General features: G+C 62.1%; 2 protein-coding genes. One reads left to right on the forward strand and one right to left on the reverse strand.

Annotated features, from left to right (window positions below; all coding sequences use genetic code 11):
- Positions 1 to 14 precede the first annotated feature (14 nt).
- Positions 15 to 422, forward strand: a complete 408-nt coding sequence (locus EOA85_RS35740) for a hypothetical protein (RefSeq protein ID WP_127212765.1) — start codon at positions 15 to 17, stop codon at positions 420 to 422.
- A gap of 13 nt (positions 423 to 435) precedes the next feature.
- Here EOA85_RS35740 and EOA85_RS35745 read toward each other — a convergent pair.
- Positions 436 to 1,142, reverse strand: a 707-nt coding sequence (locus tag EOA85_RS35745; RefSeq protein WP_164760150.1) for a multidrug effflux MFS transporter, incomplete at its 5' end; no start/stop codon positions are given.

The raw sequence follows: 1,142 nt of genomic DNA on the forward strand, positions 1-1,142 counted from the left end.
ACCGGAGACCCGAAATGAAACCTCGGTCCGCAATTGTCGCACTGGCTCTTGCCCTGGCCTTGGTTGCCGGCCCGAACGAGGCGAAATCGCAGGAACGCGCATGTCGCAGTCCCGATCCCGTCGACACCATAAACGAGATGTTCTCCGCGATCGTCGCCTGTTGGGAGCCGCCGCCCGGAACCGCGGGCATGACCCTGACGCTGCAGTTCTCAATTCGCCGAAACGGCACACTTATCGGCGAGCCCCGCGCCACCTACTCGCGTCTAGGAGATGATGCCACGCTCAACCGGGCCTTCGTGGCTTCCGTCCTCGAGGCTCTCGACAAGGCTCTGCCACTGCCCGTTTCGGACAGCATGGGTGAAGCGATCGCAGGGCGTATGCTGTTCCCTCGCTTCACAGCAGCGAGTGGGAGTGCATCCTAAAGCGCGTCCGGTATTAAACCGGCGGGTTTTGCGGCTGGAAGAATTTGCCGCGCTCGGCGATCAGCACCATCACCAATGCGCCAAGCGACACGCTGCAGAATCCGGCGGCCAAGGGCGTCACCGTGCCGTTGAAGGCTTGGCCGATCAGCGTGCCGAGCAGGCCGCCGAGAAAGGTCTGCATGAAACCCAGGATGGACGATGCCGTGCCGGCCAGTTGGCCGAGCGGCTCCATGGCGAGCGCGTTGAAATTCGCGCCGAGTGCGCCGAACGGGACCATCGCGCAGGCAAAGAAGGTGATGAAAAGCCAGAGCGGCATCTTCATTTGGATGGAAACGATCAGCCAGGCGAGGCTGATGGCCAGAAACAAGAGCAGCGCGCTCTGCGACAATCTGCGCATGCCGATGCGGCCGACAAGGCGCGAATTCAGATAGTTCGAAAAGGCGAGCACGCCGGCGATCCCTGCAAAAATCACCGGGAACATCTCGCCGACGCCAAAGACGCCGACATAGATCTGCTGCGCCGAGTTGATGAAGCCAAACATCGCGCCGAAGGCAAAAGTGCTGGCAAAGGCATAGCAAAGTGCCATGCGATTGGTCAGCACGATGCGGAAGCCGCCGATGATGGATTCGGCCGTCAGCGGCCTGCGATATTCGGGATGCAGCGTTTCGGGCAAGCGCAGCAGCGCCCACGCCGACACGATCAGCGCCCCGGCCGCCATGG

This window comes from Mesorhizobium sp. M5C.F.Ca.IN.020.29.1.1 (assembly GCF_003997375.1).
In the GTDB taxonomy this organism is placed as follows: Bacteria; Pseudomonadota; Alphaproteobacteria; order Rhizobiales; family Rhizobiaceae; genus Mesorhizobium; species Mesorhizobium wenxiniae.